Below are 12,031 nucleotides of genomic sequence, written 5' to 3'. Positions count from 1 at the left end.
CGCCCCCCCTCGCGCGCCGCGCGGGCGGCGGGGGGGGGGGCCCGCCGGGGGGGGGGGGGGGGGGGGGGGGGGGCGCCCCCCCGCCCCCCCCCCCCACCGCCGTTGCCGTTGCTCCCGCCCGGCCGTTCCCCGACCGCTCTGCCCGAGGCCGTGACCTCTGCTCAGGGGAATCGTTTTTCCATGCAGTCGCATCATGCACTCACGTTCCGCGTCCCCCGCGGCGTGCGCGACTGCGGGAGTCCCGGGCCGAGCATCCCCCCACCCGGGACTCCCGCGCCACCGAGCACCAGGCGCGGCCCGCCCGCCCGATCGCCCCCGGCCTCCCGTCAGCTCAGGCGACGGGAGGCGCGACCGGTTCCCAGTCGTGGACCGGCTTGGTGCGGAACATGCCCCGGTACACGAGGCGGGTCAGTACCTCCGCGCCCTCCCCGTACTCGTGCAGTTCCTCGAAGGCCTCGGCCTCCGAGTCGTAGACGAACTTCTTGCCGCGCGCGTTCCGGATGACCCACTCCCAGTCGGCCGCGGCGCCGATCCCACCTGTCTGCATTGCTTCCCCCACTGCTCCGTGTGACGTTCGAGCGGCGAGCATATTCAGGGGCGGGCTCGGCGCTCGGGTGCGGAGCGACGGCCGTGACGCGTCGGCGCAGCGGCGGTCCTGGCGGTCCGTCACGCGGGGCTGGGCGCCTGCTCCGGGTCGGCTGTACGTTCTGCCGCGCGGCGGGGCAGCAGCAACGGGGTCGCCAGCAGGAGCACACCGGCCAGGCCGATGGCCGTACGGGGTCCCAGTAGGGCGCCCAGCACGCCCCAGACGGCCGTCAGGAGCGCGGTCGAGGCCTTGGTCGTCACCGCCCAGGCGGACAGCGTGCGGGTGACGCGGTCGTTCGCGGTGCGCTGGAGGCGGGTGGTGGCGTAGACGGGGTTGAAGACCGCGCAGCAGAAGATGAGACCCAGCTCGATGACCATGACCAGCAGCAGCCCGCCGGTGCCCGGTCCCACGAAGGCCAGGCCGACGGGCCAGAGCGCGCGCAGCGTCCCGACCGCGGTCAGCACCCGGTGCTGCCCGAACCGGTCGGCGAGGGGGCGGGCCAGCCGGGCACCGAGCAGGCCGCCGATCGCGGGCACGGCGAAGGCGAGGCCGTACTGCCACGGGGTGAATCCGAGCCGGCCGAGCATCAGGACGGCCAGCAGTGGCTCGGTGGCCATCACCAGGCCGTTGAACGCGGCGGTGTTGAGCAGCAGCGGACGCAGCGTCGGGTCGGCGAGGATGTACCGCCAGCCGTCGAGCAGGTCGCCGGGCCGCATGCGCACGGACGCGCGGCGCTCGGGTCGCGGCTCGGGCCCGCCCGTCGCGCGGATGCCTAGGGCCGAGAGCAGGTAGCTGACCGCGTCGGCCACCACCGTCGCCACCGGGCCGAGGAGACCGATCGCCGCGCCGCCCAGCGGCGGTCCGACGATCGTGGTCGTCCAGGCCGTGGACTCGAACCGGGCGTTGGCGACGAGCAGATCCGCGGCCGGCAGCAGGGTCTTCAGGTACGCGCCGGAGGCGGCCCGGAACGTGATGTCGGCGGCCGCGACGACGACCGAGACCAGCAGGAGTTGGAGGAAGGTGAGCACGCCGAGCGCGAACGCGGCGGGGATCGTGAGCAGCGCCGCGAACCGGAGCAGGTCCGTCGCGATCAGCACCTGCCGCTTGCGGCGGAACTCCACCCACGGGCCGAGCGGCACCGCCACGGCCGCGCCCACCGCGGCCCCCACGGAGGAGAGGGCGGCGACCTCGGCCGGCCCGGCGTGCAGCACCTGGATGGCGATCAGCGGGAAGGCGCCGAAGGCGAGCCACGTGCCGAGCGCGCTGGTCCCGTACGCCGCCCACAGCCATCCGAACCGCCGCCCCAACCGGGGACCGAGCAGACGTCCGAGCGGACGCCTGCGGCGAGGCCCGCGAGGTCCGAGCCGAGGCCCGCGCCGAGGCCCGAGCAGGCCTCCGCGCCGAAGGCCGATCGGACGACGTCCCGGCCGGTCTCCGCCGCCCATGCCCGACACCCCCTCACCCCTCACCGTTCACCACTCACCCGTACAACCGATCCGCGACCGGAACCATCAAAGCGAGCGACAGTCCCTGGGCGCAAACAACCCAGCGGCCATCGAGCACAACCAATGGTTGTGGGCCTAGGGTGGCCGCATGGACTTGGACACCGTTCGGACCTTCGTCGCCGCCGCCGACGCGGGGCAGTTCCAGGAGGCCGCCGCCGAGTTGGGGGTCACTCAGCAGGCCGTCTCCAAACGGATCGCCGCGCTGGAGCGCAAGCTCGGGGTACGACTGTTCACCCGCACCGCGCGCGGCGCCGAGCTGACCATCGACGGGCAGGCGTTCCTGCCCCACGCGCGCGAGCTGCTGCGTGTCGCCGAGCGCGCGGTCGCGTCCGTACGGCCCGACCGCCGTCCGCTGCGCGTCGACATCCTCGCCTCACGCGGGGCGGCGTCGGGCCTGATGCGCGGCTTCCACCGCGCCCACCCCGAGGTCGAACTCGACGTCCTGATGCTGTTCGAGATCGAGACGGCCGTCGCCGCCATCCGTTCCGGCACGATCGACGCGTCCTTCCGCGCCGTCTCCGTGCCCGGCCGGCCGCTTCCCGAGGACATCGAGTCCGTCCGGGTTCTCGACGAGCGGCTCCAGCTCCTCACCGGCCCCGCCCACGCCCTGGCGGGTGCCCGGTCGGTGACCGTCGCGCAGCTCGTCGGGCATCGGATCTGGATGCCCGGCATCGTCCCGGGTACCGAGTGGGCCGCCTACTACGAGGACCTCGTCGCCGCGTTCGGCCTCACCCTGGAGGCGACCGGCCCCAACTTCGGCTCCGACGCGCTCCTCGACACGGTCGCCGACACCCCGGCCCTGGCCACCTTCATGGGCGAGCAGACCCGCCTGGTCTGGCCCGCCGACCACGGCCTTCGCCGCATCCCGGTGACCGACCCGACGCCCGTCTACCCGCACTCCCTCCTGTGGCACCGCGACAACCCCCACCCGGCGCTCGCCACCCTCCGCGCCCACCTCGCCGCCACCACGACCGGCCACGACGCCCCCGGTACCTGGCGGCCGGACTGGGTGGGTCCGCACTGAACACCGGGTGGGTCCGCACTGAACCCGGGCCGGGCGCGGGGGGCCCCGCGTAACGCCCCGCCTCCCGTTCCCACCGTCCGGCCACATCGCCTGTCGGGCGTCGCCCGCCGACCGCCGTCTCATGAAACGATCGTTTCATTGCACATCCGACCGCTTCCATGATCTAGTGACGGCGCAGGTCCCGGGCTGTGCGGACCCCAGACTTCCCGGAGGGTCCGTGGGCGACGCGTACGAGCAACTCGCCGATACCGTGAGGGCCGTCGAGGCGCTGCGCTCGCAAGCGGGGCTCGACAGGGCGTCGGTCTTCCACCCGACGGACCTCGCCTTCCACACCTCCCTCCCGGAGGCAGACATCCGGCGGCTGCTCGACGGCGGGCCAGTCGAAGCGCCGACCAGCGGTCCGGCCGAACTCGCCCGCCGCATCGCGTTCCTCCGGGAAACCCGTCTGACGGTGGACAAGGACACGGGCGGACGACGTCGGTACACGACCGCCGAAATCGCCGCCGGCAGCGGGATGACCACGCAGTGGCACGGGAAGTTGCTGAACCGGAGCACGCCGAACATCTGGCACGGCGCGGGCCTGGCCAGGTTCTTCGACGTCCCCATGGAGTACTTCACCCACACGCCGGCCGAGGCCGTGAAACGAGTCCTGGACAGCAAGGTCATTCCGGACCTCACGGCGTTCCTCAAGAACCCCTCCGAGGCCGTGACGAACCGTCACGCCCTGCAGATCCAGCTCCGCCTCAACGGCAAGCAGTTGTCGCCGGACCTGGAGAGGGCTCTGATGGCCTTCGTGGACGCGATCGCGCGCGAGAGCTCCGGCCCCTAAGGTCAGGCGGGGCGCGGGGAACCGACCCGACCCCGGGTCACTGGAAGCGGCACGGCGGGCCGAGGTTTCACCGCCCATCGGACGGAACGCAGAGTGGGGACATTCGGATGAACGAGCGGCAGAGGACCGACCTTCGCGAGGGGGTGCTCGCGGCTCTCGGCAGGCTGATGCCTCCCGAGGCCCTGCTCGCCGTGCCGAAGGCCCACCTGGCGCGGCGGTCCACCGGCCGGAGGATCGCGAAGTTCTGCGACGAGGTGCTGGCGGGCCTCGACCGGCCGATCCCCTCGGACCCGGACACCCTGTTCGAGGTCTTGAGGTCCGAGCTGGAGCGGCGTTTCAACGAGGACCGCGGGACGCTCCCGTTCCGCCCGGTCCACCTGTACTTCCGCGAGTTCCCCGAGGAGACCGCCAGCGGCCTCACCGCGAGGTTCGACGACCGGCTCGTCATCATCGTCGAGGCCCAGACGACCACGCTCCACCAGTTCGTGATCTTCGCGCACGAGATGTGGCACGCCCTGAGGGGCGAGTGCCTGGCGCACGAGTCGCACGGGGGTGTGGCCGCGGCGGCCGCCCGGTCGCTCGGTGGTGAGCTGGCGAGCGACGAACTCGTCGCCCTGGCCGCGCGGACCCACGTCAACACCCAGGAGGAGAGCGACGCGGAGGAGTTCGGGCTGCGGTTGGGAGCCCGCCTGCGGGAGTACCTGAGTGGTGGCGGCGCCGTCCCGATCACCGGCTTGGCGGGCCGGATCCAGTCCAGCATGGGCAGAGGCCACCGCGCATGAACGGATCGGACTACTACATACCCGCCGTCGCGCTGGCCGTCGCCCTGGTGGTGAAGTCGCCCTCGTTCTGGCGCACCTGGCACTCCCCGATGTCGAAGTCGATCTTCGTGATCCTCGCGGCCTCGGCCGCGGGCTTCGTGTTCGGTGCTCCGCCGACGATCGAGCGGGTCAACCGGATCACCGGCGTCCCGAACATTTCGGCGCTCATCGTCTACTGCATCCTGTCGTGCCTGTCGTGCGGCTCGCTGGTGCTCCTCATGCACTGGCGCGGCGGCCCCGAGGAAAGCGTCCGACGCCACACCAGGATGTGGATCGCTGCGACCGTCGCGGTGATCGCCACGTTCTGTGTCCTCTTCTCGCTCAGCGACGTGCCCGTCGAGCAGCAGCGCGACTTCGACACCTTCTACGCGACCACCCCGTACGTGCGGGAGATGATCGTGCTCTACCTGACCGCGCACACCGCGATGAGCCTGGTGGTGGTGACGAAGTGCTGGCGGTGGGCCCGTGAACTCCGCGCGCTCCGGGCGGCCTGGACCCATTGGGGCCTGCTCATCCTGGTGGCCGCGTTCGGCCTGACCCTGTCGTTCGCCCTGGTCAAGTTCGTCGCCGTCTGCGCCCGCTGGTCGGGTACGGACGCCTGGGACTCCCTCAGTACCGACGTCGCCCCTGGCCTGGCGGGCTTGGGGGCGGGGCTGACCACGGTCGGCTTCCTGGTGCCGGTCGTCGGGCCGCGGCTGGGGTCGATGTGGGTGTCCTGGCGGGCCTATCGGGCGATGGAGCCCCTCTTGCGCGCACTCGAACCGTTCGCGGGTCCCGGGACGCCGATGCGGATCCGCTCCACCTCGTCGCCGGAGATCCGGGCGATGGCCCGGTCCACCGAGATCGCCGACCGGCTGCTGAACCTGGCGCCCCACCTGGACAGCGGCCGGCGCGAGGCGGCCGAGCGGTACGCCTCCTCGCGGGGCTGTGAGCCGGAGGCCGCCGTCATCTTCGCCGAGGCGAGCGCGATCCACGCGGCGCTGGTCACCGCGCGGGCCGCCCGGACACCGGCGCCCGCGCCCGTGGCCGTGCCCGCCGTGCGACCCTCATCCGTGCCGGCCATCCGACCGGCGTCGGCGCCCGCGCCCGTGGCCGTCCCCATCCCCGCCTCCGCTTCCGTCCCCGTCCCCGTCCCCGTCCCCGTCCCCGTCCCCGTCCCCGACGGAGCGAGCGCCACGACCCCCACCCGCGTCTCCGGGACGACCGGCCTGGCCCGTCTGAGCATCCAGTTCTCCAAGATCCACGCCTCCGAGGTGCCCGTCGTCACCGCCCGGTCGGCGAGCGATTGATCATGCGCATCTCCGCCCGGCCGGCGCGCGGGAGCCGGCGGTGAACGCGGGAACGGCGTTCCTGTCCTCGGCCGCCGGCCTGTTCTTCGCCGCCCTCATCAAGCTGTGGGCGCTGCGCAAGGACCCGCGGGACCCGCTCCTGAGGGCCGTCACCGCGACCCTCTTCGTGGCCACGCTGCTGTTCGCCACCGCCGCTCCCCCGAGCCTCGCGGCCATCAACGCGCTGCTCGGCGTACCGAACATCGCGGCGCCCATCGTGTACTCGATCCTGACCGCGTTCGACGGCGTGAGCATCGTGCTGCTGATCCACTGGCGGGGGAACGACGACCCGCGCGTCACCCGGCGGCAGACCCGCGTGTGCCTGACCGCCTACGCCGCGGTGATCGTGGCCATCCACGTGCTGTTCGCCCTGGGCGACGCTTCGGTCGAGCGGCTCCGTGACCTGGACACCTACTACTCCGGTACGCCCTGGATCCGCGAGATGATCCTCCTCTACCTCGCGGCGCACAGTGTCGCGGCCGTGACCATGATGGTCCTCTGTTGGCGTTGGGCGAGGAAGGTCCCGGGCACCCTGAAGGTCGGGCTGCTGCTGATCACCGCCGGCGCGGCGTGCACGTTCGCCTACGACCTCTTCAAGTACACGGCGATCGTCGCGCGTTGGCTCGGCCACGACTGGGACTGGCTGAGCACCCACCTCGCCTTCGCCCTGGCCAGCGTCAGTGCCTTCCTGGTGTCCGCCGGTTTTCTGCTCCCGCCCATCGGACAGGGCATCGGCTCCCGGTGGCGGGCCCTTCGCCGCTTTCGACGGCTACGGCCGCTGTGGCGGGAGATCCGCCCGGAGATACCGGCCACCAGTCCACCGCCGATGCCCTGGTGGCAGCCCGTGGAGCACCGACTCATGCAACGCGAGAGGGACATCTTCGACGCCGTACTGCGGCTGACGCCCTGGCTGGACGCGACGACCGGTGCGCAGGCCTACGCCCGCGCCCTGGCCGAGCACTCCGTGCACCGCCGGGCCCGCGGCGAAGCCGACGCCTGCGTGCTGGCCGGCGCGGTCGTCCGCAAGGGTCGCTCCGCGCCGGCGCTCGCGCCCGAGCACCGATGGGCGGTCAGCTCCATCGAGGACTCCGACGACCTCGTCGACATGTCGACCGCCATGCTGCACTCCCCGCGCGTGGAGGTGGCACGGCGGTCCACGGGACCCGCCGAGCACGGTGCATGACCGCGGAAGGCCGGCAGAGCCCCCGCTTCCCGTCCGCCGCACAGAGGCCCCTCGCAGAGAGACGACCATGACCACCACACGCCCGAAGCACGTCGAAGCCCTGATCATCGGCGGGGGGTACGCGGGCCTGCTGGCCGCATCCGTGGTCGCCCTGGCCGGCTACGACGTACTCGTGCTCGCGGGCGGCCGGCCCGCCGCCCTCCCCCGGGACGCGGCCTGCGAACCCGCCGGGCACGGTGAGGTCCTCCACGTCGGCGGCATGTGGGACGTCAACGACCTGGCGTACGGCTCGGGCCCGATGCTGCGACGCCGCGGCGCCCGCACCTTCCCGCTGCCGGACGGCGATCCCCTGTCCCTGACCCGCTCGCAGAGCTGGGGGACGCACGAGCTGCTGACGTGCAGTCGGGGCCTCCTGACGGCCGTGCTGCGCGAGATCGTCCTCGCCAACCCCGCCCGCGAGCGCGGCACCACCATCGTGGACGGCGCCCGGGCCGTCGGGCTCATCGGCGACGAGTCGGCGGTGCTCGGCGCGCGCGTGCGCTGCGACGACGGGACGGAGCGGGAGGTCACCGCCCAGCTCGTCGTCGACGCGAGCGGCGCGGACGCGCGTACCGCGACCTGGCTGGGGGAGCTCGGCGTTGCCGCCGCGCAGGTCACCACGCGCGGCGCGGCCGGATTCTCGGCGGGCTGTCTGTTCCGGGCACCGCACGGACTGGCGGACGTCCCGCGCACCACGGTCACGGACGGCCCGCGCGGCGCGACGCTCGTCCCGGTCGAGGGCGGACTGTGGGCCGTCACCCAAACCGGCCCGGATCGCGAGCGGATCGCCGGCGCGGACGCCTTCGCCGCCGCCGCGCTGACCCTGTCGGACCCCGCCGTCGGACGGCTCATCGCCGTGGCGGAACCGGCGGGCGAGGTGATCGTCTCACCCGCCCCGGCTCTGCGCTGGCACCGCTACGAGCACGTCCGAGGGCCTCGGGGCATCGTCGTCATCGGGGACGCCCTGGCGACCTTCGGCCCTCTGGACCCGCGAGGAGCCCTGGCGGCCGAGGCCGCCGTACGGGCGCTGCGCGTGGCACTGGGACGGGGCATCAGCCACCCGACGGTGTCCCGCAGGTCTCAGCAGGCCATAGCCGAGGAGATCGGCCGGCTCTGGTCCGATCCCGGGACGGACCCGACGGCCGACGAGCACCTCGAACCCGTCGCCCCCGGCCCCTCCACCCGTCTCTCGCGCGCCCGGGCCGCGGCGGGCCGGGTGCTGAGACCACGCGCCCGCTGACCGGAACACCCGCCGAGGCCGGCCGGGCACGACGGGGCGCGACACAGCGACACAGCGACACAGCACGGCACGGCACGGCACGGCACAGCACGGACCGCGCACCGCACCGTTGCCCACGGCCCACGCGCACGGGCCACGCCCCGACTTCACTTGACGCATTCCAGAGGGGAAACCTCCATGCACCTGTCCACACCTCTCGTCCTGCGCAACGGCAGCCGCATTGCGAACCGGATCGCGAAGGCCGCGATGGAGGAGAGCCTCGCCCGCCAGCCCGGACAGTCGCCCGGGCCCGAGATCGAGCAGCTCTACCGCAGTTGGGCCCAGGGCGGGAGCGGACTGATCATCACGGGGAACGTGATGGTGGACCGACGGGCCCTCACCTCTCCGGGCACGATCGTGCTGGACGCCGACACCGATCTGGCCCCCTTCCGGCGCTGGGCCGAGGCGGCCGGATCGGCGGGCGGCCAGGTGTGGATGCAGATCAACCATCCCGGGCGGCAGGTCCGTTCGTACCTGCCCGGTGTCGCGTGGGCGCCGTCCGACATCGGTGTCAGCCTCGGGAAGCACACGAGCGCCTTCGCCCGCCCCACCGCGATGACCGAGGCGGACATCCTGGCCACGATCGGCCGGTTCGCCACGACGGCCCGCCTCGCGGAGGAGAGCGGCTTCCACGGCGTCCAGATCCACGCGGCCCACGGTTACCTCCTCAGTCAGTTCCTCTCTCCCCTGGTCAACCGCCGCACCGACCGGTGGGGCGGGAGCCTGGAGAACCGGGCGAGGCTCCTCCTGGACGTGGTCCGCGCCGTCCGCGCCGTGGTGTCCGAGGGCTTCACCGTGAGCATCAAGATCAACACGGCCGACTTCCAACGCGGCGGCTTCGACGTCGACGAGGTGGCGCGGGTACTCGGCTTCCTGACGGACCTCGGCGTGGACCTGGTCGAGCTCTCCGGCGGAAGCATCGAGAGCGCCGCGACCATGGGCCGTACGGCCGACGACAGGAAGCTCGAACGGGAGGCCTACTTCCTGGCCATCGCCGAGCGGCTCGTCGCCGCCGCGCCCATGCCGCTCATGCTGACGGGGGGCATCGGTCGGCGGGCGTCCGCCGAGCGGGTCCTCGCGAGCGGATTCGCGATGGTCGGGCTGGCCACCGCCCTCGCCCTCCGGCCCGATCTGCCCACGCGGTGGCAGGAGGGTGAGGACGTCGACGTCACGCCGCCACGGGTCGACTGGCGGGACACGGACATCGCCAGCGCGGCCGTCCTGGCCGTCGTCCGGGCCCACATCAGCCGCATATCCCGCGGCCTCCGGCCGCGTGCCCGGACCTCGGCGCGCCTCGCCCTCGTCCTCGACGACCTGCGGAACCGGGGAATGACCCGGGCCTACGGGCGGTGGCTCGCCCGCAACCCGGCGCCGGAGGCGCCCACACCTCCGCGCGGCTGAGGGACCGGACCAGGGCGGAGCGGCTCAGGAGGATCCGGCTCGGGACGACTCGGCTCGGGACGGCTCGGCGGGCCTCCATGCCCTCAAGAGGCTCTCCAACGAACCGCGGGATGATCATGATCCAATCCTGGAGTTCACCATCCGCGCACCACTCGACTTCCGCCCTGCCGGTCACCGCCGGGGCAGAGAGCAGACCCGCATGGCCACCACCCCCCGAACTCGTCCCCGAGTACTGGTCCTCGGAGGCGGGCTGAGCGGCACCCTGGCCGCAGCAGCCCTCGCTCCGCACAGCGAGAGTGTCGACATCGTCGAACGGCACGCCCTGCCGGACACCCCGCGACCCCGGCGCGGACTTCCCCAGGCCGGCCACGCGCACATGCTCTGGGCGGGCGGGGCCGACGCGATCGAATCGCTCCTACCCGGAACCACGCGGATGTGGCTGGGCGCCGGCGCGCACCGGGTGTCCATTCCCAACGGGATGGTCTCGCTCTCCCCCGGCGGCTGGTACCGGCGGTGCTGGCCCGAGGCGCAGTACCTCATCAGCGCCGGCCGCGACCTCGTCGACTGGGCGGTGCGCAGCCAGGCCCTGGCCCTCGCGGGGGTCCGTCTGCGGGCCGAGACGGAGCCGGTCCGTCTCCTCGGCACCCGCGCCCGGGTCACGGGCGCGGTCGTCCGGCACCGGGACGGCACGGAGGAGGCACTCGAAGCCGACCTGGTCGTGGATGCGACGGGCCGCTCCTCGCGCGCCCCCGACTGGTTGGCCGAGCTGGGCGCCCCCGCCGTAACCGAGACCGTCGTCGACGCGGGAGTGACCTACGCGAGCCGCCGTTACAAGGCCCCCATCGACACCGCCGGTTGGCCCGTCATCAACGTCCAGGCCGACGCCCGACTGGAGGGGGCCGGCACGGCCGGCACCATTCTCCCCGTCGAGGGCGGTGAGTGGATGGTCAGCCTCTCCGGTACCCGGGGCGGGGAACCCACCAGCGACGACGACCGGTTCACGGAGTTCGCCCGCGGGCTGCGAAGCCCCCTCATAGCCGAGTACCTGGACCGGGCCGAGCCCCTCGGCCCCGTGACGGTCGCCCGGAACACGGCCAACCGTCGTCGCCACTACGAGAAGAGCCGCGTCGACGGCTTCATCGCGCTCGGGGACTCCGCCACCGCCCTCAACCCGCTCTACGGACACGGCATGTCCGCGGCCGCCCAGGGCGCGCTGGCCCTGCGCGACCTGGCGGCGAGCGGCGACATCACCGCGCCCGGGTTCGCGCGGCGCGCACAGCGCGCGATCTCCCGCCCCGCGGCCGCCGCCTGGCTCCTCGCGGTGGGCCAGGACGCCCTCTTCCCCGGGGCGATCGCCAGGAAGCCCCGCTTCGCCGACCGCCTCACCTCCCGGTACGTCAACCGCCTGATCACGACGGCCTGCTCGGACTTCACCGTCGTCGCGGCCCTCACCGACGTCATGACCCTCCAGACGACCGGCGCGGCCCTCGCACACCCCCGGGTCCTCCTCGCCGCGCTCCGCGGCCCGAAGCTGCCGCCCCTGGACGGACCCGCCCTCAATCCCGCCGAGGAGGCGGTGCTGCTAGACGGCCCGTCGCCCCGCGCCGACGACGCCGGCCGTCGCCCGTGATGTGCCGCCGCCTCGCCGGACGGCCCGTACCCGGGCCTCCGGCAGGGCCCCACGTTCCCATCGAACCTCAACCTCACCTTTAGCTTTAGTCTTGGCCTCGGACGGTCGGCGGTTCGCGGTGCCGGCGGATCCGACGGCGCACCCGGCGATCGACGGCGCCGGCTGGGTGCGGGCGGCCGTGGACCCGGCGCCGCTGGTCGGGGTGGGGCAGGTCTTCCGGATGGACATGTGCCACCCCGACCATCCGGACGGGGACCACCAGGTGGTCAACAAGGTCCAGCTCCTCGAAGCTCCGAGTGCCCTCGGCTGCCGGGCTGCCGCGCCGACGAGGGTCACCTGGAGTTCGGCGGCTGGACCGGGCGTGACGACCTGGAAACTCGCCGCAGCACCCGGCCGTGATCCGGCC

At 73.3% G+C, this 12,031-nt stretch carries 10 protein-coding genes; 8 read left to right on the top strand and 2 right to left on the bottom strand.

Going from position 1 to position 12,031, the window contains the following annotated elements:
• Positions 1–331: 331 nt before the first annotated feature.
• Entirely contained in the window at positions 332–547 is a 216-nt protein-coding gene (locus ACIOD1_RS10015; protein WP_401901370.1) for a hypothetical protein, read from the bottom strand.
• A 119-nt stretch (positions 548–666) separates the two neighbouring features.
• On the bottom strand, positions 667–1,908 hold the full coding sequence (locus ACIOD1_RS10010) for an MFS transporter (RefSeq protein WP_401901410.1): 1,242 nt from the start codon (positions 1,906–1,908) through the stop codon (positions 667–669).
• Between the two features lie 271 nt (positions 1,909–2,179).
• On the opposite strand from ACIOD1_RS10010, the gene ACIOD1_RS10005 reads away from it, so the two are divergent.
• The 8 genes from ACIOD1_RS10005 to ACIOD1_RS09970 all read left to right on the top strand — a co-directional run bounded on the left by ACIOD1_RS10005 (position 2,180) and on the right by ACIOD1_RS09970 (position 11,625).
• Positions 2,180–3,115: a LysR family transcriptional regulator gene (locus tag ACIOD1_RS10005; protein WP_365629095.1), complete on the top strand. Its 936-nt coding sequence runs from the start codon at positions 2,180–2,182 to the stop codon at positions 3,113–3,115.
• 217 nt (positions 3,116–3,332) lie between these two features.
• Complete coding sequence (locus ACIOD1_RS10000; RefSeq protein WP_401901369.1) at positions 3,333–3,944, top strand: hypothetical protein; 612 nt, start codon at positions 3,333–3,335, stop codon at positions 3,942–3,944.
• A 107-nt stretch (positions 3,945–4,051) separates the two neighbouring features.
• The gene (locus tag ACIOD1_RS09995) at positions 4,052–4,726 is read left to right on the top strand and encodes a toxin-antitoxin system, toxin component (RefSeq protein ID WP_401901367.1); all 675 of its coding nucleotides are present in this window, start codon (positions 4,052–4,054) and stop codon (positions 4,724–4,726) included.
• The gene (locus ACIOD1_RS09990; RefSeq protein ID WP_401901366.1) at positions 4,723–6,054 is read left to right on the top strand and encodes an MAB_1171c family putative transporter; all 1,332 of its coding nucleotides are present in this window, start codon (positions 4,723–4,725) and stop codon (positions 6,052–6,054) included. Before ACIOD1_RS09995 ends, ACIOD1_RS09990 begins: the two co-directional genes overlap by 4 nt.
• 40 nt (positions 6,055–6,094) lie before the next feature.
• The gene (locus ACIOD1_RS09985; RefSeq protein WP_365629106.1) at positions 6,095–7,276 is read left to right on the top strand and encodes an MAB_1171c family putative transporter; all 1,182 of its coding nucleotides are present in this window, start codon (positions 6,095–6,097) and stop codon (positions 7,274–7,276) included.
• Between the two features lie 67 nt (positions 7,277–7,343).
• Positions 7,344–8,555 carry an FAD-dependent oxidoreductase gene (locus ACIOD1_RS09980; RefSeq protein WP_401901364.1) on the top strand — a complete coding sequence of 404 codons (1,212 nt, stop codon included), beginning with the start codon at positions 7,344–7,346 and terminating at the stop codon, positions 8,553–8,555.
• Between the two features lie 177 nt (positions 8,556–8,732).
• The gene (locus ACIOD1_RS09975; RefSeq protein ID WP_365629112.1) at positions 8,733–9,995 is read left to right on the top strand and encodes an NADH:flavin oxidoreductase/NADH oxidase family protein; all 1,263 of its coding nucleotides are present in this window, start codon (positions 8,733–8,735) and stop codon (positions 9,993–9,995) included.
• 199 nt (positions 9,996–10,194) lie between these two features.
• Positions 10,195–11,625 (top strand): NAD(P)/FAD-dependent oxidoreductase, encoded by a 1,431-nt coding sequence (locus tag ACIOD1_RS09970; RefSeq protein WP_401901362.1) that lies wholly within the window; start codon positions 10,195–10,197, stop codon positions 11,623–11,625.
• The last annotated feature ends 406 nt before the right edge of the window (positions 11,626–12,031 follow it).

It is taken from the genome of Streptomyces sp. NPDC088097, assembly GCF_044741845.1.
Lineage (GTDB): Bacteria > Actinomycetota > Actinomycetes > Streptomycetales > Streptomycetaceae > Streptomyces.
This window is presented reverse-complemented; position numbering and strand designations above follow the sequence as displayed.

What these genes read in the sequence shown, in the direction of transcription:
- ACIOD1_RS10015 (WP_401901370.1), bottom strand. Translation starts at nt 547, where the DNA reads ATGCAGACAGGTGGGATCGGCGCCGCGGCCGACTGGGAGTGGGTCATC.
- ACIOD1_RS09970 (WP_401901362.1), top strand. Translation starts at nt 10,195, where the DNA reads ATGGCCACCACCCCCCGAACTCGTCCCCGAGTACTGGTCCTCGGAGGC.
- ACIOD1_RS09995 (WP_401901367.1), top strand. Translation starts at nt 4,052, where the DNA reads ATGAACGAGCGGCAGAGGACCGACCTTCGCGAGGGGGTGCTCGCGGCT.
- ACIOD1_RS09975 (WP_365629112.1), top strand. Translation starts at nt 8,733, where the DNA reads ATGCACCTGTCCACACCTCTCGTCCTGCGCAACGGCAGCCGCATTGCG.
- ACIOD1_RS09980 (WP_401901364.1), top strand. Translation starts at nt 7,344, where the DNA reads ATGACCACCACACGCCCGAAGCACGTCGAAGCCCTGATCATCGGCGGG.
- ACIOD1_RS10005 (WP_365629095.1), top strand. Translation starts at nt 2,180, where the DNA reads ATGGACTTGGACACCGTTCGGACCTTCGTCGCCGCCGCCGACGCGGGG.
- ACIOD1_RS09990 (WP_401901366.1), top strand. Translation starts at nt 4,723, where the DNA reads ATGAACGGATCGGACTACTACATACCCGCCGTCGCGCTGGCCGTCGCC.